This window comes from Agromyces sp. LHK192, from assembly GCF_004006235.1.
GTDB lineage: Bacteria > Actinomycetota > Actinomycetes > Actinomycetales > Microbacteriaceae > Agromyces.
Window position 1 is genome coordinate 755,183 of the sequence record NZ_CP034753.1, and the last position, 20,703, is coordinate 775,885.

Annotated in this window: 17 protein-coding genes; 12 read left to right on the forward strand and 5 right to left on the reverse strand. The window is 70.0% G+C overall.

Features of this window, described 5'->3' with window-relative positions; all coding sequences use genetic code 11:
- Nucleotides 1–8: 8 nt before the first annotated feature.
- From ELQ40_RS18715 to ELQ40_RS03375, 3 genes are all read right to left on the reverse strand, one after another.
- Nucleotides 9–167, reverse strand: coding sequence for a hypothetical protein (locus ELQ40_RS18715; protein WP_164863458.1), 159 nt, complete (start codon nt 165–167; stop codon nt 9–11).
- Between the two features lie 85 nt (nt 168–252).
- Nucleotides 253–675 carry a tautomerase family protein gene (locus ELQ40_RS03370; RefSeq protein WP_240666088.1) on the reverse strand — a complete coding sequence of 141 codons (423 nt, stop codon included), beginning with the start codon at nt 673–675 and terminating at the stop codon, nt 253–255.
- A gap of 33 nt (nt 676–708) precedes the next feature.
- Entirely contained in the window at nt 709–1,923 is a 1,215-nt protein-coding gene (locus tag ELQ40_RS03375; RefSeq protein ID WP_127792408.1) for a S9 family peptidase, read from the reverse strand.
- A gap of 191 nt (nt 1,924–2,114) precedes the next feature.
- Here ELQ40_RS03375 and ELQ40_RS03380 point away from each other — a divergent pair, with 191 nt between their 5' ends.
- The 9 genes from ELQ40_RS03380 to ELQ40_RS03420 all read left to right on the forward strand — a co-directional run bounded on the left by ELQ40_RS03380 (nt 2,115) and on the right by ELQ40_RS03420 (nt 12,014).
- A complete protein-coding gene (locus ELQ40_RS03380) occupies nt 2,115–2,990 on the forward strand; it encodes a transketolase (RefSeq protein ID WP_127792409.1) in 876 nt (291 codons plus the stop codon).
- Nucleotides 2,987–3,952: a transketolase family protein gene (locus tag ELQ40_RS03385; protein ID WP_127792410.1), complete on the forward strand. Its 966-nt coding sequence runs from the start codon at nt 2,987–2,989 to the stop codon at nt 3,950–3,952. Before ELQ40_RS03380 ends, ELQ40_RS03385 begins: the two co-directional genes overlap by 4 nt.
- On the forward strand, nt 3,945–5,459 hold the full coding sequence (locus ELQ40_RS03390) for an FGGY family carbohydrate kinase (RefSeq protein WP_127792411.1): 1,515 nt from the start codon (nt 3,945–3,947) through the stop codon (nt 5,457–5,459). The genes ELQ40_RS03385 and ELQ40_RS03390 overlap by 8 nt, the downstream gene beginning before the upstream one ends.
- Nucleotides 5,460–5,499: 40 nt before the next feature.
- Nucleotides 5,500–6,150, forward strand: a complete 651-nt coding sequence (locus tag ELQ40_RS03395) for a DUF2291 family protein (protein WP_164863459.1) — start codon at nt 5,500–5,502, stop codon at nt 6,148–6,150.
- A complete protein-coding gene (locus ELQ40_RS03400) occupies nt 6,147–7,712 on the forward strand; it encodes a sugar ABC transporter ATP-binding protein (RefSeq protein WP_127792413.1) in 1,566 nt (521 codons plus the stop codon). The genes ELQ40_RS03395 and ELQ40_RS03400 overlap by 4 nt, the downstream gene beginning before the upstream one ends.
- On the forward strand, nt 7,709–8,839 hold the full coding sequence (locus ELQ40_RS03405; RefSeq protein WP_127792415.1) for an ABC transporter permease: 1,131 nt from the start codon (nt 7,709–7,711) through the stop codon (nt 8,837–8,839). Before ELQ40_RS03400 ends, ELQ40_RS03405 begins: the two co-directional genes overlap by 4 nt.
- Nucleotides 8,840–8,911: 72 nt before the next feature.
- Nucleotides 8,912–9,889, forward strand: coding sequence for a D-ribose ABC transporter substrate-binding protein (locus ELQ40_RS03410; RefSeq protein WP_127792416.1), 978 nt, complete (start codon nt 8,912–8,914; stop codon nt 9,887–9,889).
- 90 nt (nt 9,890–9,979) lie between these two features.
- Complete coding sequence (locus tag ELQ40_RS03415) at nt 9,980–10,966, forward strand: sugar phosphate isomerase/epimerase (RefSeq protein WP_127792417.1); 987 nt, start codon at nt 9,980–9,982, stop codon at nt 10,964–10,966.
- A gap of 28 nt (nt 10,967–10,994) precedes the next feature.
- On the forward strand, nt 10,995–12,014 hold the full coding sequence (locus tag ELQ40_RS03420) for a sugar-binding transcriptional regulator (RefSeq protein WP_127792418.1): 1,020 nt from the start codon (nt 10,995–10,997) through the stop codon (nt 12,012–12,014).
- On the opposite strand, the gene ELQ40_RS03425 is transcribed toward ELQ40_RS03420, so the two are convergent.
- On the reverse strand, nt 11,974–12,957 hold the full coding sequence (locus tag ELQ40_RS03425) for a sugar-binding transcriptional regulator (protein ID WP_240665922.1): 984 nt from the start codon (nt 12,955–12,957) through the stop codon (nt 11,974–11,976). The two genes, ELQ40_RS03420 and ELQ40_RS03425, sit on opposite strands and share 41 nt — an antisense overlap.
- A 241-nt stretch (nt 12,958–13,198) precedes the next feature.
- Here ELQ40_RS03425 and ELQ40_RS03430 point away from each other — a divergent pair, with 241 nt between their 5' ends.
- Together ELQ40_RS03430 and ELQ40_RS03435 are read left to right on the forward strand one after the other, a co-directional pair.
- On the forward strand, nt 13,199–15,349 hold the full coding sequence (locus ELQ40_RS03430) for a nucleoside hydrolase-like domain-containing protein (RefSeq protein WP_240665923.1): 2,151 nt from the start codon (nt 13,199–13,201) through the stop codon (nt 15,347–15,349).
- A 132-nt stretch (nt 15,350–15,481) separates the two neighbouring features.
- Entirely contained in the window at nt 15,482–16,993 is a 1,512-nt protein-coding gene (locus ELQ40_RS03435) for an MFS transporter (RefSeq protein WP_127792419.1), read from the forward strand.
- Here the strand turns inward: ELQ40_RS03435 and ELQ40_RS03440 are convergent.
- Nucleotides 16,965–19,859, reverse strand: coding sequence for an AAA family ATPase (locus ELQ40_RS03440; RefSeq protein WP_127792420.1), 2,895 nt, complete (start codon nt 19,857–19,859; stop codon nt 16,965–16,967). The two genes, ELQ40_RS03435 and ELQ40_RS03440, sit on opposite strands and share 29 nt — an antisense overlap.
- On the opposite strand from ELQ40_RS03440, the gene ELQ40_RS03445 reads away from it, so the two are divergent.
- Nucleotides 19,858–20,682, forward strand: a complete 825-nt coding sequence (locus tag ELQ40_RS03445) for an alpha/beta fold hydrolase (RefSeq protein ID WP_127792421.1) — start codon at nt 19,858–19,860, stop codon at nt 20,680–20,682. The two genes, ELQ40_RS03440 and ELQ40_RS03445, sit on opposite strands and share 2 nt — an antisense overlap.
- Nucleotides 20,683–20,703: the final 21 nt, after the last annotated feature.

The window sequence follows — 20,703 nt, forward strand, 5'->3', positions numbered from 1 at the left end:
CTCGTCGTCTACGGCTTCGGTCGACCCTCGTGGCGGCGTTCGTCCTGTGAGCCGAAGTCCGCGGCGCCGCCGTCGGACTCGTCGAAGACCTCGTCGCGCAGCGCCTGACGGTGCTCGTCCTGGCTCTCGTGCTCCTCGCGAAGCTCGTCGTTCCTGCCGTTGCTCATCGCGCCCTCCCCGGTGATGTGGTTGCCGAGCCTACCCCGGTGCCCCTCGAACCGTCGCGATCCTGAGGAGCTGCGGTGGTGAAGCTCACACCTCGACCGCGAATCCGAGGTCGACGTCGCTGGCCGCATGGCCGCCGCCGACTCCCCAGTTGTCGCGGTCGATCTCGTGCACGATGGTCGACACGTGATCGCCGGGGATCCCGAGCGCACCCAGTCGTTCGACGATCGCCGCGTAGAGCCGGCGCTTCGCGTCCGATGATCGGCCGGCGAAGCAGTCGATGGTGACGATCGTCCGATACTCCGGGTGGCTGAGGTCCGGTGCGCAGGCGAAGCGGTGCGGCTCGTGGACGATCAGTCGGATGTTGCGGTCTTCCGGCGGAATCCGGAAGGCGTCGACCAGGGCACTGTGGACCGCGTCGATGATGGCGATCTCCTGGTCGGCGTCATACGGGCGGCGGACTTCGATGAGGGCGGCAGGCACAGCGTCATTATCCAGACCCGACGCCACGCCGGCCAAGGACCGCGGCGCCGATCCAGGCGATCAGCGGCCGAGCTGGTCGTCCAGCCAGTCGTACATGCGCTCCGCAGTGAGGGCGCGGGCGAGCGGTTGGCAGTGTTCGTCGGCACCCTCGGCGGCGGTGAAGGCGATGGTCGTCGAGACATCCGGTGTCAGTTCTGCGAGCTTCTGCGCCTGACCGGGCCAGAACTGCTCGTTCTCGGGGGAGAGGATGAGCAGCTTCGTCGTGATCTGTCCTGCGACGTCGGTGGCGTTGTACGCGCGCACGGCGTTGATCGTCTCGCCGTAGCCGGTCGTGCCGTACGGGCGCGCGCGGAACGTCCAGGTGCGTGCGGTGTCGGGGGAGAACTTCATGCCCAGGGTCATCTCCTTGTCGAACGTCTCGAGGTCGCCCTCCGCAAGATGCTTGAGCAGGCCGGCGGGGATGTGGCCGGTCCAGGACGTCGACACGTCGACCAGACCCGGGTCGGTGATGGCCGCGGCGAAACGGTGCTCGAAGGCGATCCCGCGCACCACCCAGTAGCTGCCCTGGCTGATCCCGTAGACGCTGATCCGGTCCGCGTCGACGCGGTCCTGTGCGGCGACGAAGTCGTAGACCGGGGTGAGCACCTGCTCCCAGTCCGGCCGGAAGTGGGTGCCCTTCTCGAACAGCTGCGTCTGCTGGCCGGGCCCGTCGAACACCAGCACGTCGTACCCGCGCTCGAGGCCTGCTGAGACACATGACGCCCAGAGCGCGGCGAGGGAACCGTCACTGCCGTTGACCGCGACGACGACGGGGTTGCCCGCGGCCGCTCGCGTCGCGGAGCGGAACAGGTACCCGGGGAGCGGGTCGTCTTCATATGGGATCTGCACGGCGGTCACCTCGACGGAGGTGTGCTCGATGAACCCCTGCCAGGCGTCGTGTTGCCGTTGGAACGTCGTGGCGAGCCGCGCGGTATCGCCGAGGGAGCTGGCCGCGTTGACCGCGTTGGCGAAGTACGCGGAGGCGCGCAGGTATGCGGATGCCGCGCTGACCCGGTGTCCCGCCTCGGCCGACGCATCGGCGGCAGTGGAGGTGCGTTCGGCGAGGGCGAGCCACGCGGCGAACCAGCCCTCGTGGTCGTTCTTCTTCACGTGCCCGGTGGCGGCGAGGATCTCCCCGGGGTCGCCCGCGCCCGCGACGCTGGCGCCCAGGGCGCCACGGATGTCGTAGTCGAAGTCGGGGTTGCTCGAGAACGGTGCGATCGATGGCTTGGACATGGCGACGGCCTCCAGGCGAGTGGCGAGCGGATCCGCCACGAGGCTATTGGACCGGAGCGCTGGACGACAGGGGGCCCGCGCGGTCCTCGAAGCGGCCATCAGAAATTGCATAAAAATGCGTGCTTGACAGTTCATTCACTGGTCGACCAAACTGTGGTGACAGGCTTCAATCACTACTGAATAGGTATGCAATGCTAGACACCGACGTCTCCCAGGTCCAGGCCTGGCGCGACATCCGGGCGCGCATCGAGTCGAACCCCGACGCCGCACCGGATCTCCTCGCCGAGCAGGCCCGTGCCATCCGCCGCTCGGTCGTTCGCACCATCGACGCCGCACGTCAGGGCCACATCGGCGGCGACCTGTCGGTGAGCGACATCCTGACGGTGCTCTACTTCCACACCCTCCGCATCGACCCGTCGGACCCGACCGCCCTCGATCGCGACCGATTCATCATGAGCAAGGGCCACTGCGCCGCCGCCCTGTACTCGGCGCTCGCGCTGTCGGGATACTTCCCGGCCGCCGAGCTCAGCACCTTCATGGCGCCGCTGTCGGCGCTGAACGGCCACCCGAACCGCAACAAGGTGCCGGGCGTCGAGACGAACACCGGGCCGCTGGGGCACGGCCTGCCCGTCGCCGTCGGCCAGGCGCTCGCCGCGAAGCTCCGCGGTTCCGACGCGCGCATCTTCGCGGTCATGGGCGACGGCGAGATGCAGGAGGGTAGCAACTGGGAGGCGCTCATGTCGGCCGCCCACTACAAGCTCGACAACCTCACCGCCATCGTCGACCGCAATCGCCTCCAGCAGGGTGCTCGCACCGAGGAGACGAACGGGCTCGACCCGCTCGACGAGAAGCTCCTCGCCTTCGGATACGAACTGCGTATCATCGACGGCCACGACTACGCCCAGCTCATCGAGGCGCTCGCGCCCTCGACCAGCGGCCGACCGGTCGCGATCATCGCGAACACCATCAAGGGCAAGGGCGTCTCGTTCATCGAGGACCGCGTCGAGTGGCACCACAAGGTGCCGACCAAGGAACAGGTCGAACTGGCGCTGGAGGAACTGGCATGAGCACCGTCATCACCACCGACGCCGCGGTGTACGACAATCGCGTCGCGTTCGCCGAGGAGCTCATCTCCCTCGCCGAGCAGGACGAGCGCATCGTCGCGGTCTGCAACGACTCCGTCGGTTCGAGCAACCTCGTCGGGTTCCGCGAGCGGTTCCCCGACCGGCTGATCAACGTCGGCATCGCCGAGCAGAACCTCGTCGGCGTCGGCGCCGGACTCGCGAGCGCCGGCATGATCCCGTTCGTCTGCGCCGCCAGCCCGTTCCTCACCGGGCGCTCGCTCGAACAGGTCAAGGCCGACGTGGCGTACAGCCAGCACCCGGTGATCCTGTGCGGCATGAGCCCGGGCATGGCCTACGGCGAACTCGGCCCGACGCACCACTCGATCGAGGACCTCAGCTGGCTGCGCGCCCTGCCGGGACTCGACATCATCGTCCCGGCCGACCGCGCGCAGACCCGCGCGGCCGTGCGTCAGGCCGCCGAGCACCCGCGCCCGACGTTCATCCGGGTGGGCCGCCACAAGGTGCCCGACGTGTCGGCCGAGGGCGCGACGCTCGAGCGCGGCCGATTCGACCGGCTCGCCGACGGGTCGGATGTCACGCTCATCGCCACCGGCACCCTCGTGTCGCGCGCCGTGGACGCCGCCCGTGCGCTCTCCTCCGACGGCGTGTCGGCCCGCGTGCTCAACGCCGCATACATCGCCCCGCTCGACGTCGACGCCGTCATCGCGGCGGCGCGCGAGACGCGCGCGATCGTCGTCGCCGAGGAGGCGAACCGGTCGGGCGGACTCGGAGCCGCGGTGGCATCCGTCGTCGGTCAGTTGCGCGCACCCGACCGGGTGCCGCTGCGACTGCTCGGCATCGACGAGTTCGCGCCGACCGGCAGCAACGACTTCCTGCTCGAGTATTTCGGGCTCACCTCGCTCGACCTCGTCAGCGCCGCACGGGACGCCCTCGCCGATGCCTGAACCGACCACCCGATCCGACACCGCGACGGTCGTGGCCGTCGACCAGGGCACGAGCTCGACCAAGGCCGTCGCGCTCGACGGCCGAGGTCGCGTCGTCGCGACCGCCGCGGTGTCGATCGGCCAGTCCCACCCTCGGCCCGGCTGGGTCGAGCAGGACGCGACCCGGATCGCCGACAGCGTCGACACCGCGCTCGCTCGGATCACCCGTGCGCTCGGCGACAGTGCGGGTGCCGTCCAGGCGCTCGGACTCTCGACCCAGCGCGAGTCGGCCGTGATCTGGGACCGAACCACCGGGGAGCCGCTCGGGCCGATCCTCGGGTGGCAGGACCGGCGCACCCGCGAGCGGGCCCAGGAACTCATCGACGAGGGGCACGACGACGTCGTCCGCCGCATCACCGGGCTCCCGATCGACCCCATGTTCTCGGCGCTCAAGTTCGAGTGGCTGCTCGACGAGGTCGACCCCGATCGTGCGCGAAGCGGTCGCGGCGAGATCGCGCTCGGCACGGTCGACTCGTGGCTGGTGTTCCGAGCCACCGGCGAGCACCGCATCGAGGCCGGCAACGCCAGCCGGACCCAGCTGATGTCGCTCGACGATGTCGACTGGAGCGACGAGCTCTGCGACCTCTTCCGGGTGCCGCGTCGCGCGCTGCCGCGGATCGCCCCCTCGAACGAGCCGACCGGGCCGATCCGTGCGGCAGGCCCCGGCGACCGCCGGTTCAACGCCGTGCTCGCCGACTCGCACGCCGCGCTCTTCGCGCACGGCATCGGCGACGGCGGCGTCGCCGCGGGAGACGTCAAGGTCACCTACGGCACCGGTTCCTCGATCATGGGCCTCTCGGATGCCGCCACGCCGGCCGGCCTCGTCCGCACCCTCGCCTGGCACGACGGCACCGTGCGGTACGCGTTCGAGGGCAACATCCTCTCGACCGGCGCGACCCTGGTCTGGCTGTCGAACCTCTTCGCGATCTCGCCCGGCGAACTGACCGCGCTCGCCGAGGAGGCGAATCCCGACCACGGCCTCGAACTCGTCCCGGCGTTCGCCGGCCTCGCCGCACCGTGGTGGGACGAGCACGCCCAGGCGATCATCAGCGGCCTGAGCCTCGGCACCGACCGGGCCTCGCTCGCTCGCGCCGCCGTCGACTCGATCGCCCTCCAGATCGAAGACGTGCTCTCCGCCGTCGACGCCGACCTTCCCGGAGGCATCCGACGGGTGTTCGTCGACGGCGGCCCGACGGCGAACGCCTGGCTGATGCAGCTCCAGGCCGACTTCAGCCAGCGCCGACTCGTGCGCAGCGACGCCCCCGAACTGTCGGCGATCGGTGCCGGCATGCTCGCGGGGATGGGCGCCGGAACGTGGACGGCAGCCGACCTCGGCGACCTCGGCGGGACCCGCACGGGCTTCGAACCTCGAATGGCCGCCGATGCGGCGACCGCACGCCGGCGCAGCTGGCTCGACGCGATCGCCAGATCTCGCGGCATCCGCGCCTCGATACCGCAGCACACCTGACCTCAGACCCACCCCCGACCTCTGCAAGGGAGCAGCACACATGACCCGACCGTCGACGAAACGTTCGCCGATCCGCCCGTGGATGATCTGGACGGTCGGGCTCGTCGTCGTCGCCGTCGCAGCGGTGATGAGCACCAAGTTCATCAGCATCGAAGACGCCGAGGCCGCCGCGAGCGGGCAGACCTTCGACCCGGCGGCCTACGCCGACGAGCGGTTCGAATCCGAGATCGCGCCCCAGATCGAGGAGGAGTCGGTGGACCTCGCCACGCTCCTCACCGACCTGCAGGGCGGCGCCGACGAGGCCGAATTCGGCAACACCCCCGGCGCGGGCAGCTCGTACAGCTTCCCGGTCGAGTTCACCGGCGTCGCCGGGGCACCCAACGGGTCGATCCTCCCGGTCACCGTCGAGGGAGTGCCGAGCGACGTGGTCGTGCAGGTGCAGATCGGGCCGGCCATCAACGGCACCGCCGTCCGCGACGTCACCGGCACGGTCTCGTTCAACGAATTCACCAACCAGCTCGAGTTCCAGGAGGTGGCGACCGAGCTCAACAATCTCGTCCGCGACGGGGTGCTCGCCGACGTCGACCCCGCATCGCTCGAAGGCAAGACGGTGCACGTCGTCGGGGCCTTCACCCGGGTGAACCCGGCGCTCGTCTCCGTCGTGCCGGTCGTGTTCGAGGTGCAGCCATGAGCATCCCCGTCGACGCCCCGCGAGATCGTGTCGTGATGCGCGCCCGCGACATCACCAAGGTCTACGGTGCGACCCGAGCCCTGAAGGGCGTCGACTTCGAGATCCGCAGCGGCACGGTCACCGTGCTGTTCGGCGAGAACGGCGCGGGCAAGTCGACGCTCATGAAGATCCTCTCCGGCGTCGAGACGCCCACGAGCGGCACCCTCGAGCTCGACGGCGAGGAGGTCCGCCTCCAGGACACCGTCGACGCCGCCCGCCGCGGCATCGCGATCATCCACCAGGAGCTCAGCCTCTGCCCGAACCTGAACATCCGCGACAACATCTACATGGGCCGCGAGCTCGTGCGCGGCGGGTTCGTGGTCGACGACCGCTCCGAGAACGCGAAGACCCGCGAGCTCATGGCCCGGCTCGAGGAGGAGCTCGACCCGCGCACGCCGGTCGGCGACCTGCGGCTCGGCCAGCAGCAGGTCGTCGAGATCGCCCGGGCGCTCGCCGGCGAGGCGCGCGTGCTCATCATGGACGAGCCGACGTCGGCACTGTCGGGCAGCGAGGTCGAGGTGCTGTTCTCGCTGATCCGCGAACTCACCGCCGACGGCGTCGCGATCGTGTACATCTCGCACCACCTCGAGGAGGCGCTCGAGATCGCCGACCACGCCGTGGTCTTCCGCGACGGCGAGCTCGTCGCGAAGGGCGAGCGTGCCGAGATCGATATCAACTGGGTGATCTCCAACATGGTCGGCCGGTCTGCCGACGACCTGGCGCCCGACCTGCTCGACGAGTTCGGCGAGGTCGCGCTGTCGCTGCGATCGGTGACCGTGGCCGACCCGACGAACCCCGCGCGCCTCGCCGTCGACGGCATCGACCTCGACGTGCGCAAGGGCGAGATCGTCTGCCTGTACGGCCTGATGGGCGCCGGCCGCACCGAGCTGCTCGAGGCGCTCGCCGGCCGCACGCCGATCCAGCGCGGAACGGTGTCGGTCGAGGGCCGCGAGCTGCGTCGGGAGTCCATCGGCGAGCGGATCCGCATGGGGCTCGCCCTCGTACCCGAGGACCGGCAGCGCGACGGCCTCGTGCAGACCATGTCGGTCGGCGAGAACAGCTCGCTGGCGAGCCTGCTCGACTACGTGCGCGGCTTCTGGATCCGCGGCCGGCGCGAGCGCGACGCGATCGAGAAGGAGATCGTCGACGTGCGTGTGAAGACCGCGGGGCAGAAGGCATCCATCACGTCGCTCTCCGGCGGCAACCAGCAGAAGGTCGTGATCGGGAAGGTCCTCATGACCGAACCCGACGTGATCCTGCTCGACGAGCCGTCGCGGGGCATCGACGTCGGCGCCAAGGCCGAGATCTTCTCGCTCATGGCCCGCGAAGCCCGACGCGGACTGGCGGTGCTCTTCGCGACCTCGGAGGTCAGCGAGGCGCTCCAGGTCTCCAACCGCGTCGTCGTGATGTCGAAGGGCCGCATCGTGCGGGAGTTCGACCCGAAGCAGACCACCCGCGAAGACCTCATGATCGCCTCCGGCGAAGCGACCGAAGAAGAACTCACTGGGAGTGCACACGCATGAACGCCATCACCACCGAACCGGCCGCACCGGCGGCGACGCAGCCGCCCAAGGAGCCGAAGCGCCGGTTCAAGGACGTCGACGTCTGGGGACTGCTGCTCGAGGGGCGCGCATTCATCGCGCTCATCGTGCTCGTCATCATCTTCGCGCTGCTGTCCGACTCGTTCCTCACCTGGAACAACCTCGTCACGATGACCAAGCACGTCGCCTACAACGCGATCCTCGCGCTCGGCATGCTGTTCGTGATCCTTAAGGGCGGCATCGACCTCTCGGTCGGCTCGATCGTGGGGCTGTCCGGCGTCGTCGCCGGTACCCTGCTGCAGGGTTGGCAGCTCGACCTCTTCGACATCGTCGTCTACCCGCAGGTGTGGGTCGTCGTGCTCGCAGCGCTCGCGGTCGGCACCCTCGTCGGCCTCATCAACGGCGTCCTCGTCACGAAGTTCAACGTCGCACCCTTCATCGCGACACTGGGCATGTTGTACGTCGCCAGAGGTGCGGCGCTGCTGATCTCGAACGGCACGACCTATCCGAGGCTCGCCGGCACCGAGGAGCTCGGCAACCAGGGGTTCCTGCAGCTCGGCGGCGGACGCATCCTCGGCATCCCGACGGCGATCTGGATCATGGTGGTCTTCGCGCTCGTCGCGGCCTTCGTGCTGCGCAAGACGCCCTTCGGCCGCTGGGTCTACGCGACCGGCGGCAACGAGCGGGCGGCCGAGCTGTCGGGCGTGCCCGTCAAGAAAGTGAAGATGCGGGTCTACATGATCAGCGGCTTCTGCGCCGCGATGGTCGGCCTGATCATCTCGTCCGAGCTCACGAGCGCGGCCCCACAGCTCGGCGAGACGTTCGAGCTCAACGCGATCGCCGCGGTCGTGATCGGCGGCGCGGCGCTCACCGGCGGCCGGGGCAACGTGCGCGGCGTGCTGATCGGTGCGTTCGTCATCGGCTTCCTCAGCGACGGCCTCGTGCTGCTCGGCGTCTCGACGTTCTGGCAGATCGCCATCAAGGGCGCGGTCATCATCCTCGCGGTGATGCTCGACCAGGCACAGCAGCGCATCAAGCGCTCGAAGAACGCGGCGCTGGCCGCCGCGAACAAACAGGCTTCGCGACAGGATGCCCCGGCGGGCACCTGATCGCAGGAGAACTCCCCGGCCGACCGGGCGGGCGAGCACCAAGAGCACCATCCCAATCGAAAGGTACGAGACATGCGACGCAGGATCATCGCAGCTGCTGCGGCCACGCTCACCGCGTTGGCCCTGGTGGGCTGCGCCTCGAACAGCGGCGACGGCGGCGAGAGCACCGAGGGCGGCAGCGAGGGCGCAGGCACGATCGCGATCATCACCCCCTCGCACGACAACCCGTTCTTCAAGGCCGAGGCCGACGCCGCGCAGGCCGAGGCCGAGAACCTCGGCTACGAGACGTCGGTGTCGTCGCACGACGACGACCCGAACAAGCAGAGCGAGCTGATCGACGCGGCCATCAGCAACGGCGCCAAGGCGATCGTGCTCGACAACGCCGGCGCCGACGCGTCGATCGGTCCGGTGCAAAAGGCGACGGATGCCGGCATCCCCGTCTTCCTCATCGACCGCGAGATCAACGAGACCGGCATCGCCAAGGCGCAGATCGTGGCGAACAACGCCCAGGGCGCCGCGGCCGTCGCCGAGGAGTGGGTCGCCGCGCTGCCCAACGGCGGCAAGTACATCGAGCTGACCGGCAAGGAGTCCGACACGAACGCGGGCGTGCGCTCCGAGGCGTTCGCGAGCGTGATCTCGCAGTACCCGAACCTCGTGTCGGTCGCCAAGGAGACCGCCAACTGGAGCCAGGACGAGGCGTTCACGAAGATCGAGACGCTGCTGCAGCGCGACCCCGACATCCAGGGCATCATCGCGGGCAACGACACGATGGCGCTCGGCGCGGTCGCCGCGGTCGAGGCCGCCGGCCTCACCGGCAAGGTGGTCATCGCCGGCTTCGACGGCAGCCCCGACGCGGTCGAGGCGATCAAGGAGGGCAAGCTCCTCGCCACCGGCCTCCAGCCCGCCGTGCTGATCTCGCAGCTCGCGGTGCAGCAGGCCGACGCCTTCATCAACGGCGGTGACACCGGCGAGGACGAGAAGCAGTCGATCGACTGCATCGTGATCAACGCGGCGAACGCCGAGTCGTACACGCTGTTCGCGCTCGAGTGATCCACCCTCCCGCCCGGCGCGGGAGATCGCGGTGGGCGGCCGGACCGGCCGCCCACCGTCGCACGAACCATCCCCTCGAAAGGACATCCCATGACCGACCGGCAGCAGCGCTACGGCGCCGGCATCTGGCACTTCGCGACCTACGTCGATCGCTACGCCACCGACGGCTACGGCGACCCGCTCACGATCCTCGACGGCATCGACCTCGCCGGTCAGGTGCGCGACCTGTCGGTCGTCGACCTGAATTGGCCGTTCTGGGGCGGCGACTTCACGAACGAGCAGGTGAAGGAGGCGCTCGACCGCAACGGCCTCGGCGTCATCGGCATCACGCCCGAGATCTACACCCGCGTCTTCGCCAAGGGCTCGTTCACCAACCCGGACCCCGGTGTGCGCCGGCTCGCGCACGAGCTGATCACCGACGCGGCCGACGTCGTGCGCTACTTCGGCGCGGACTACGTCAAGCTCTGGCCGGGCCAGGACGGCTGGGACTACCCGTTCCAGGTCGACCACGGCGCCCTGTGGAAGGCGTCGCTCGACGGCGTCGGCCAGCTCGCCGCGGAGAACCCCGACCTCAAGTTCGTCATCGAGTACAAGCCGCGCGAGCCGCGCGTGCACATGAGTTTCGACTCGGTGTCGCGGACGCTCCTCGGCATCGAGAAGATCGGCCTGCCGAACGTCGGGATCCTGCTGGACTTCGGCCATGCCCTCTTCGGCGGCGAGTCGCCGGCCGACTCGGCGCAGCTCGCGATCGACTACGGTCGCCTGTTCGGCATGGACGTCAACGACAACCTGCGCTCGTGGGACGACGACATGGTCGCCGGCACCGTGCACCCGATCGAGCTGTTCGAGTTCTTCTACACGCTCGAGAAGAACGACTGGCACGGCGTGTGGCAGCTCGACCAGTTCCCGTTCCGCGAGGACAGCGTCGAGGCGGCGAACACCGCGATCGACTTCCTCAAGGCGATCGAGCGGGCCCTGGGCAAGCTCGACGTCGAGGGCGTGCGCGAGGCGCAGGCGAACCACGACGCGATGGGCGCGATGAAGCTCGTGCAGAAGGCCCTCTTCAGCTCGTACTGAGCCGGATGCCCACGGATCGGATCGGAACATGGCGGTCGGCACGGGGCCGGCTCGGGGGAGCGGCCACGACCGCCGACTGCTGATCCTGAAGGTCGCCCGGCTCTACCACGAGGGGGGACTGCGACAGGCCGAGATCGCCTCGCGACTCGGCCTGTCGCAGTCGCAGGTCTCGCGCATGCTGACGGCAGCGACCGAGCAGGGCTTCGTCAGGACGATCGTCGTGCAGCCCCGGGGCGTGCACACCGACCTCGAGGAGGCGGTGCGTGCCAAGTTCGGGCTCGCCGATGTGATCGTCGCGGATGCCTCGGGCGATCAGCGTGCGGTCTCCGCCGCGATCGCCCGAGCTGGGGCCGCGTACCTCGAGACGACCATCGGCGCGCGTGAGCGCATCGGGATCTCGTCGTGGTCGTCGACCCTGCTGGCGGTGGTCGGGGAGATCACGCGGCCGTCGCCGAGGCCTGCGGCCACGGTCGTGCAGATCCTCGGCGGCATGGGCGTGCCGTCCGTGCAGGTCTATGCGACGCAGCTCACGGACCGGCTCGCCCGCCTCGTCGGCGCTCGGCCGGTGTTCCTCACCGCGCCGGGACTGACCGCGTCGCCACGCGTTCGGCGCGCGTTGCTGCACGACGACCAGGTCGCCGCGGCGGCTCGCGAGTGGGATCGGCTCGACACAGTGCTGCTCGGCGTGGGCTCGCTGACGCCGTCGGCCCTGATCCGCGCGTCTGGCAACGCGGTGCCCGCCGATGACCGTGCGGCGCTGCTCGGCGCCGGTGCGGTCGGCGATATCTCGCTGCGCTACTTCGACGAGGACGGCGCCGAGGTCGTCACCGGCCTGTCCGAGCGCGTGCTCGGCATCGGGGGCGACGTGCTGCGGGCCGTGCCGCGGCGGGTCGGCATCGCCGGCGGCGACGAGAAGCGGCTCGCGATCGCGGCGTCGCTCCGGGGCGGATGGATCTCCGTGCTGGTCACCGACGCGGGCGTCGCGCGGTGGCTGGCGTCGACGGAGGTCAGTCCTCGAGGAGGGCCCGAGCCGTACGCTCGTCGGTGATGAGCGTGTTGATCCAGCCGCCGCGGCATGCGGCGCGGATCGCCTCGTGCTTGCGTGCGCCTCCCGCGATGCCGACCCGCCGCGGCACGGCCAGCAGCACGTCGCGCGGGATGCCGACGACGCGCTCGTCGAGTTCGCTGTCGATGGCGACGCCGTCGGCGTCGAAGAATCGCAGGCAGACGTCGCCGACCGCCGATCGCGCCCGAAGGTCGTCGAGGTCGGCGTCGGGCAGCGCGTTGCCGGAGTCGCGCAGCAGGGGCGACGGCTGCAGGCTGCCGATGCCCGCGAGCACGATCGTCAGCTGTTCCCACGAATCCTGGAGTCCGCGGATGTTCATGTCGGACATGAGCGCGTCACGCGCGGTCCTGGTGCTGACGACCCCGGGCGCCGGCAGGTAGTGCGGGGCGCCGCCCGTGACCCGGGCCAGCCGGTCGGCGAGGTGGGTGGCCTTGACCTGAGCGCTCGGGTTGCCGACGCCGCCGATGACCTGCACGATCTCGGTGGCCAGGCGGGTCGTGCGCGGCACCATCGAGTCGACGGTCGCGAGCAGCGTGGCCGACCACGAGGAGATGCCGACCCGGTCGGCTCCCGTGAGCGAGGTCTCGAGGTACCCGGCGCCCGCGCTCCCGAGGGCGTTGAGCAGGCTGAGCTCGTCGTCGGAGTCGACGGAGGCGACGATCACGTCGCTGAGTCCGTACCGGTCGCGCACGCCGTCTTCGAGTTCGGCGTAGACGCCGGGTGGGGCGATGACCACGGTGCGGACCACGCCGAGGGTCTGCGCCTCCTTGAGCAACCGCGACACCCGGGACTGCGACACGTGGAGTCGTTCGGCGATCTCGGGCTGGCGCATGCCCTGCTCGTGGTACATGCGGGCGACCTTCGCCAGCAGCGACATCCGCTCCAGGGGGATACGGCTCACGGGAGTGGGGTCGTCAGCGATCACGGTGGACGGCTCCTTTCGTCGGCACGGGACCCGGTGTGCCGACGGGTCTTCGTCATCCGGTGTCGTGAGCACAGTACACCCGCCGACGGCGGCGTGCATGTTTAGTCACCAATGCATGGATCTTGACGATCTCGCGAGCGGATGCCTAGCCTCGAATATGTCGAGTCGCAAGCGACTGGACATGCAGGGACAGGGTCGTCTCGTTCGGGGCGGCCGTCGGAATCAGTTCTGAAGGAGCAACGTGGCCCTCGAAAACACCCCGGAACGCCGTATGCGGCGTCGATGGATCCGCACCGGTCTGGTCGCCGTCGGCGTCGCGTGCCTGGCCGCGCCGCTCGTCGCCGCGCCCGCGCAGGCGGCGCCCGCGTCGGCCTTCGGTGCCGCGACCGTCGCCGACGATCAGGATCGCGTCGCGACGCCGCGCACGGTCATCACCACCGACCCCGAACTCGACGACCTCAACTCGATGCTGAGGATGCTGCTGTACAGCAACGACCTCGACATCGCCGGTCTCGTCTACTCGGCCAGCCAGCACCACTACGAGGGCGACCCGGAGGCAGGCATCGCACCGTTCCGCTGGCCCGACCCGAGCAGCGTCTTCCACATCGACGAGGCCGTCAATGCGTACGAGCAGGTGTACCCGAACCTCGTCGCGCACGACTCGACCTATCCGACGCCCGACCACCTCCGCTCGCTGATCAAGTGGGGCAACGTGAAGAACGTCGGCGAGATGGCCGAGGACACCGAGGGCTCGGACTTCATCAAGCAGATCCTCCTGGACGACGAGCCCGGGCAGGTGTTCCTGCAGGCCTGGGGCGGTCCGAACACCATCGCCCGGGCGCTCAAGTCCATCCAGGATGAATACCAGGGCACCCCTGAGTGGGACGCGATCCACGACAAGATCACGCAGAAGGTCGTGCTGACGAGCTTCGGCCAGCAGGACACGACGTTCCGCGACTACATCCGACCGAACTGGCCCGACCTCGAACACCGCGAGGTCGCGACGAGCATCTGGGGGTACGGCGCGCGCGGCTCGGCGCTGCCGGAGTGGCAGAAGTACCTCTCGCCCGAGTGGACTCGGGCGAACGTGTCGGATGTCGGCCCGATCGGCGAGTCGTACCGAGTGTGGGGCGACGGCAAGCAGATGGCCGCCGGCTTCGACGACGAGGACTACTTCGGCCTCAGCGGCTACACGGCCGATGAGCTCCGCGCCATGGGCTACGGCGTGTGGACTCCGCCGCAGCCCAAGGACGCGTGGATCTCGGAGGGCGACTCCTCGAACTTCGCGTTGCTCATCGACAACGGACTCCGCAACTGGGAGGACCCGACGTACGGCGGATGGGGTGGACGTCAGGCCCTGAACCCGGCGGACCCCTACCAGTGGCGCAACCGCGGGGTCACGGACCTCTACAACGGTGCCCCGCGCAACGACTACTCGGCGGGCCGTTGGTTCGAGGACTTCCAGCTCGACTTCGCCGCACGCATGCAGTGGTCGGTCACGCCGACCTTCGACGGCGCGAACCACGCGCCCGAGGTCTCGCTCGCTGATGGGGTCGACCTCGAGGCGCAGGTGGGCGCCCCGGTGACGCTGAACGCCGAAGCCGTCGACCCCGACGGCGACGCCGTCTCCTACCGGTGGTACCAGTACGCCGAAGCCGACACGTACGCCGGAGCGATCGCGATCGACGGCGCCGACTCGGCGCAGGCGACGTTCACCGTGCCGGCCGACGCACCGGTCGGCTCGACGATCCACGTCATCCTCGAGGTGCAGGACGACGGAACCCCTGCGCTGAAGCACTACCAGCGCGCCGTGGTGACCGTGACGGCGGATAAGACGCGTCCTGAGGTGTCGTTGGCAGCGCCGACGTCGGCTGGTCCGTCGCAGGCGATCGGGCTGAAGGTGGATGCCTCGGATGGTGGTGGTCTGGCGCGGATCGTGGCGAACATCTATCAGGGGTCGACGTTGGTCAAGAGCACGCAGACCGCGCAGAACGGTGCCCTGTCGGGTTCGCACGAGGCGACGGTGAACCTGCCGTCGGGTGAGTACACGATCAAGTACAACGCGCAGGACCTGGCCGGGAACATCTCGAAGACCTCGACGTTCGCGGTCACGGTGGACGCGACGGCGCCGACGGTGACGGTGAAGGACGGTTCGTCGTTCACGGTGGGTTCGGCTTCCGCGGGGTACGACCTGGTCAGCTTCAAGCTGTACGACGCGAAGAAGATCGACAAGGTCACGATCAACGGGGTCGTGAAGGACCTGTCCGACAATGCGTGGTCGGATGTGAACTTCGTCAAGCCGGGCGTGTTCGGTGCGGTCAAGGGTGCGAACACGCTGGTCGTATTCGATGTGGCCGGGAACCAGACGACGGTGCCGTTCACGCTGAAGTAGGCATCCGTCCCACGATCGAGGCGGCGTCCACCGGTGGAGGGTGGACGCCGCCTCACCACGCGCGCCGGGAACCGTGGGCGCGACACGATTCGGGTCTGGCCCCGCCCGGCTCGCCGGTGGTACGAATGCCCCATGGGGGAAACGACGACGACGGCGACCGCCCGCTACGCGCGCGGTGCGCTCATCGCGACATCCGTCTCGGCGCTGGTGGTGAACGCCAACACGTCGGCGGTGTCGATCCTGATCCCGGCGATCTCGGAGGACACCGGCACCTCGACCGACACGCTGCAGTGGGCGGTCACCGGGTACTCCCTCGTCGGCGCCGCGGTGATCGTGACGTCGGGCTCGCTGGGCGACGTGTTCGGCCGCCGCCGCATCTTCCTCGGCGGCCTGCTGCTGTTCATCGCGTCGTGCGTGCTCATCGCGCTCTCGCAGGAGGGCCTCGGGGTGATCGCCGGGCGCTGCATCCAGGGCGCCGCCGGAGCGACGATCCTCGCGTGCGGCATGAGCCTGCTCTCCGCGTCGAGCACCGGCAAGGCGCAGATGCGGGCCGTCACCCTGTGGGGAGCGGCATCCGCCGTCGGGGCCGCAGCCGGGCCGCTGCTCGGCGGACTGCTCGCGTCGACGCTCGGCTGGCAGGGGCTGTTCTGGATCGACGCGGCGATCGCGGTCGCCTGCGTGCCGGTGACGCTCGCGGCCGTCCAGGAGTCGAATGATCCCACCCGGCCCCGGTCGATCGACATCGCCGGCACGCTGCTCATCGCCGCGATCCTCGCTCCGCTGATCTTCGCGCTGACCAACGGCAGCGCGTGGGGGTGGACGTCGCTGCCGACGATCGGATGCCTCGCCGTGACGGTGCTCGCGACCATCGGATTCGTGCTCGTGGAACGCCGCGTGAAGGCTCCGCTGCTCGACCTCGGGCTGCTGCGCAACTCGATCCTGGTCGGCGCCACGCTGTCGATCCTGCTCGGCTCCGGCACGGTGAACGCGATCATGTACGTCGTCAGCCTGTACTTCCAGGATCCGTCGACGCTCGGCATGGACGCCTTCCAGGCCGGACTCGCGACCCTGCCGGTCGCAGCGATCGCGGTCGTGCTCTCGCCGCTGATCACGCCGATCGTCGGGAAGATCGGCGCGCGCACCACGATCGCCGTCGGGTTCGTGATCATGTCGGTCGCGTTCGCCGCACTCGCGTTCGTGCAGGAGTCGTGGACGTACGCGATGTTCGTGCTACCGCTCATCGGCGTCGCCGCCGGGATGAGCCTGCAGAACGGGCCCTGCTCGTCGATCTCGACCGCGTGCGTCGAACCGCGCGAGGTCGGCGCGGCATCCGGTATCTCGAACATGGCACGGTACGTCGGCGCCGCCGTGATGACGGCCATCGTCGCGTCGGTCTACGGGTCCGTGAGCGCGAACGCCGTCGCCGGCGGCGCGGAGCAGGGCGCCGCCCTCGCGGACGCCTTCTCGTGGTCGTCGATCGCGATGGGCATCTGGTGCGTCGTCGGCATCGCGCTGGCACTCCTCGTCGCGCGCCGCGTGGTGCGCAAGCCCACCGAGTTCGAGTACGCCGCGGCGGCCGCGTCGACGTCGCACACGCTCACCCCGCCCGACCTGGTCACGGCGCAGGGCGCGAAGGCCGGGTGACGGCGAACCGGTCGGCCAGCTGGCGGCGCGAGTTGATCCGGAGCTTCCGGAACACCTTGCGGAGGTGGTAGTCGACGGTGTTCGTGCTGATGAACATCGACGCGGCGATCTCGCTGTTGGTCGCGCCCCGTGCGGCGAGCAGAGCGACCTCGCGCTCCTGACTGGTCAGGACGTCTGGTACTGCGCCGTCGCCGACGACATCGGCGCCCGCCGCGTGGAGCTCACGCGCGGCGCGTGCGGCGAACAGGACCGCGCCGAAGTCGGTGAACACGTCGAGGGCGAGTTGCAACTGCACCCGCGCGTCGGCTCGTCGCCTCACCCGGCGCAGCCACTCGCCGTAGAGCAGGCGCGTGCGTGCGCCGTCCCCGAGGTGGGCTCCGGTGAGCGCCGCGACCGAGGCGAGGAAGTGGTGCTCGGCGTGGTCGTCGTCGGCGAGGAGCGCACGGGATCGGTCGCGGAGCCCGCGCGCGATCGTCGATCCGTTCGCGTCCGCGTAGAACTCCAGTCGGTCGAGCGCCCAGTGCGCCGGCGCCGGATTCCCGCTGCGCACGGCGGCCTCGACGTACTCGGGGAGGTGATGGAAGCTCGCCTGCAGGAAGGGGTGTCGGACGAGGGGCGAGAGCCGCTCGAACGCGGCTCCGTACGCCCCGGCCGCGATCTCGTTGATCGCGATGGCCCCCGTGGCCATCCGCGAGATGCCGCCCCATCCGCCTTCGTGGATCGCATGGGTGATCTGCTCCACCGTCTCAGCGGAGGCGCCCTGCCAGGCGAGCAGGCCGGCGTTCACGGCCTGCTCGTCGACGACGCCGAGCGCGCGACGGAGCTCCGCGGATTGCTCGAGGTATGCGGCGGCCGCGTTCGGATTGATCCTGCTCATCTCGATCGCACTGAGGATCCACAGGCACGCGTCGACGTCGCGAAGCGCGCCCGCGGCGCGGCTGTTCCGGGCAGCGCGTCGAAGCAGTTCCGCCGCCGCCTCCCAATCCCACAGTGCGACGCACGGGATGGTGACGAAGAACGCCAGTCCGGCTGGCTCGTCGCCGGTCGTCTCCAGGAGCGCGTCGACCGCTTCGCGGAGCAACGGGGCGGCGACCCGGTAGTCGTCGAGGACGAACGCGCTGACGGCGCGCAGGATCGTCGCCGTGAGGTCCGGCCCGTCGGACACGGCGCGCATCCGCACCGCGAGCTCCCGCACGTCCGCGCCGATCGACTGGTCCTCGGTGACCGTGGCCGAGTTGAGCGCGAGGAGCAGGGTCTGGCGCGCGAGGTCCGGAGCCAGCTCGCCGACCAGGTCCGCTGCGGCGATGAGCTTGGCCAACCCGCCGCGAAGGCCGGTCGGGTCCGACAGGAACAGGCCGGACATCGCCTCGACGATGAGCTTCCGACCGCGACCGAGGTCGTTCAGGGTCGACTCGTCCGCCCGGGCGAGCAGGTGCAGTGCGAGTCGTGCGGCGCCCGCGCTGAGGGCGGCCTCGGCGGCTCCGACGGAGCGTTCGCTGCGGTCGCCGACCGTCGTGGCGAGCGCGGCGGCCCGAGCGAGCAGGTGCGCGCGCGAGAGCATGCCGCCGCGGGCGCCCGCGATGTCGGCCGCGGTGGCGAGCTCCGCGGCCACGTCATCGTCGGGGTGGTCGACGGCGGCAGCCGCGTGATAGGCGGCGATCTCGGGCCGATCGTGCGATCTCGCGTGGTCGCCGAGGGCGCGGTGCACCCGCCGTCGATCCGGGTCGGTCGCGGCGGCGTACACCGCCGAGCGGATCAGCGGATGCCGGAAGCGGATCGTGTCGCGGACGGTGACGAAGTCGATTCGCTCGGCGTCGCCGGAGGCATCCGATGGGATGCCCAGCACGTCGGCGGCCGCGTTGACGGCTGCGAGGTCGCCGCCGGATTCGGCGGCCGCGACCGTGAGCCACCTTCGGCTGGGTTCGGGCAGCTCGCGCAGGCGACGAGCGTAGATCTGCTCGAGACGGCGGCCGATGGGGACGGGCGAGTGCGCGATCGCGGTGGACGTCAGCTCCTCGGCGGACCACTCGACGGCCAGCTCGCGCAGGGCGAGCGGGTTCCCGGCCGTGTAGGCGACGTAGTCTGCCGCGACGGTGTGGTCCAGGACTCCCCGGACCGCCCCGCGCAGCAGCGCCGAACCGGACTCCGGGTCCAGCCCGCCCAGTTCGAGTCGGGGAACACCGGCCAGCGCGCTCTCGACGGCTTCGTCGGTTCGAGCGGCGAGCACCACGCCGGCTCGCTCGGCGGAGAGGCGGCGGGCGACGAACCCGAGCGCGAGCAGGGACTCCGAGTCCGCGTGGTGCGCGTCGTCGACGACGCACACGGTGGGTTCGGCCGTGCCGGCACGAGCGAGCAGCGAGAGGAAGCCGAGGCCGACGAGCGCCGGCTGCGGTGGGGGACCGTCGGCCACGCCCGCCGCGATGCGCAGCGCCGTCCGCTGCGCCTCGGGCAGCTCGTCGACGTACGCGATCAGCGGACGTCCGAGGCGTTGGAGGACGCCGTACGCGACGGTCGATTCGACCTCGACGCCCTGGATGCGGAGCACCCGGAGCCCGGTCTGCTCGCCCAGGACCCGATCCACGAGGGTCGTCTTGCCGATCCCGGGGTCGCCCGAGACCAGCACGGCTCCGCCGACCCGATTCCGCACGCCGGCGAAGAGCGCACGGAGGCGGTCGGTCTCCATGCGCCGTCCCAGCAACCCCTGCGGCTCGTCGATGGATGCAGCGTATCGAGGGCGCGGCAGCGGACGGAAGAGCGCTCTCAGCCCGAATTCGCGGGTGAGCCGCGACGGACTACGTGGTTCACGTGGTGCGCGTCGCGGCCAGGTTCCGAGACGATGGCGCAAACCGACGAGGGAGGGCGCCATGCCGTACGTGACCGCGGACGACGGAGCGGAGATCTTCTACAAGGACTGGGGCGGCGACGGCTCCCCGGTGCTGCTCAGCCACGGCTGGCCGTTGAACTCCGACGCGTGGGAGGCAGCCGCGCTGTTCCTCGCCGAACACGGGCATCGGGCGATCGCGCACGACCGGCGCGGCCACGGCAAGTCCACGCAGACGTGGACCGGCAACGAGATGGACACGTACGCCGACGACCTCGCGTGCCTCATCGACCATCTCGACCTCCGGGACCTGACCCTGGTGGGCCACTCGACCGGTGGCGGCGAGGTCCTCCACTACGTCGCCCGGCACGGTTCGGAGCGCGTCGCGAAGCTGGTCCTCGTCTCGGCGGTCCCGCCGCTGATGCTGAAGACCGACGACAACCCGCACGGGCTCCCGATCGACGTGTTCGACGGCATCCGGGCCGGCGAGGCGGCCAACCGGTCGCAGTTGTACCGGGACCTCGCCGACGGACCGTTCTTCGGCAACAACCGAGCCGGTGACGTGCCGCAGGGCACGCGCGACGCGTTCTGGCTGCAGGGCCTCGCCTCGGGCACGCGCAACGCCTACGAGTGCATCGCCGCCTTCTCGGCGACCGACTTCCGGCCCGACCTCGCGAAGGTGGACGTGCCGACCCTCGTGATCCACGGCGACGACGACCAGATCGTCCCGTTCGAGATCAGCGGCAGGCTCTCCGCCGCCGGCATCGCGGGCGCCGAGCTCCTGGTCTACGAGGGGCGCCCGCACGGCATCCCCGACACCGACCGCGAACGACTCCACGCCGACCTCCTCGCCTTCATCGAACGCTGACCCCACGACACCGACCACACG

Excerpts from the sequence above, each read along its gene's own strand:
- ELQ40_RS18715 (WP_164863458.1), bottom strand. The coding sequence starts at position 167 with ATGAGCAACGGCAGGAACGACGAGCTTCGCGAGGAGCACGAGAGCCAG.
- ELQ40_RS03375 (WP_127792408.1), bottom strand. The coding sequence starts at position 1,923 with ATGTCCAAGCCATCGATCGCACCGTTCTCGAGCAACCCCGACTTCGAC.
- ELQ40_RS03380 (WP_127792409.1), top strand. The coding sequence starts at position 2,115 with ATGCTAGACACCGACGTCTCCCAGGTCCAGGCCTGGCGCGACATCCGG.
- ELQ40_RS03385 (WP_127792410.1), top strand. The coding sequence starts at position 2,987 with ATGAGCACCGTCATCACCACCGACGCCGCGGTGTACGACAATCGCGTC.
- ELQ40_RS03390 (WP_127792411.1), top strand. The coding sequence starts at position 3,945 with ATGCCTGAACCGACCACCCGATCCGACACCGCGACGGTCGTGGCCGTC.
- ELQ40_RS03395 (WP_164863459.1), top strand. The coding sequence starts at position 5,500 with ATGACCCGACCGTCGACGAAACGTTCGCCGATCCGCCCGTGGATGATC.
- ELQ40_RS03400 (WP_127792413.1), top strand. The coding sequence starts at position 6,147 with ATGAGCATCCCCGTCGACGCCCCGCGAGATCGTGTCGTGATGCGCGCC.
- ELQ40_RS03405 (WP_127792415.1), top strand. The coding sequence starts at position 7,709 with ATGAACGCCATCACCACCGAACCGGCCGCACCGGCGGCGACGCAGCCG.
- ELQ40_RS03410 (WP_127792416.1), top strand. The coding sequence starts at position 8,912 with ATGCGACGCAGGATCATCGCAGCTGCTGCGGCCACGCTCACCGCGTTG.
- ELQ40_RS03415 (WP_127792417.1), top strand. The coding sequence starts at position 9,980 with ATGACCGACCGGCAGCAGCGCTACGGCGCCGGCATCTGGCACTTCGCG.
- ELQ40_RS03420 (WP_127792418.1), top strand. The coding sequence starts at position 10,995 with ATGGCGGTCGGCACGGGGCCGGCTCGGGGGAGCGGCCACGACCGCCGA.
- ELQ40_RS03435 (WP_127792419.1), top strand. The coding sequence starts at position 15,482 with ATGGGGGAAACGACGACGACGGCGACCGCCCGCTACGCGCGCGGTGCG.
- ELQ40_RS03445 (WP_127792421.1), top strand. The coding sequence starts at position 19,858 with ATGCCGTACGTGACCGCGGACGACGGAGCGGAGATCTTCTACAAGGAC.
- ELQ40_RS03440 (WP_127792420.1), bottom strand. The coding sequence starts at position 19,859 with ATGGCGCCCTCCCTCGTCGGTTTGCGCCATCGTCTCGGAACCTGGCCG.